This window comes from Paraburkholderia sp. SIMBA_053, from assembly GCF_046534895.1.
Classification (GTDB): Bacteria; Pseudomonadota; Gammaproteobacteria; order Burkholderiales; family Burkholderiaceae; genus Paraburkholderia; species Paraburkholderia caledonica.
The window spans coordinates 1-245 of record NZ_JAWRXU010001424.1 but is presented as its reverse complement, the minus strand read 5'-3'; the positions used below and the strand labels follow the sequence as shown (position 1 = coordinate 245).

Below are 245 nucleotides of genomic sequence, written 5' to 3'. Positions count from 1 at the left end.
CAGTCACTACCTGTTCGAGCCGGATTTCTGTAACCGGGCGGCAGGCTGGGAGAAAGGCATCGTCGAGAAGAACGTTCAGGACCGCCGACGGCAGATTTGGCACGAAGCCGCGCTACGGCGCTGGGAGACGCTCGAGATCCTGAACGAATGGGTTGCCGGCCAGTGTCGCGAAGCCTGGCACATGCGGCACCCGCAATGGCCCGAGCTGACAGTCGAGGACGTGTTGCAGGACGAGCGCACCCGGC

General features: G+C 64.1%; 1 pseudogene. It reads left to right on the top strand.

The features are described from left to right. Positions 1-245: pseudogene (locus SB753_RS40305) on the top strand (IS21 family transposase); the annotation flags it as partial.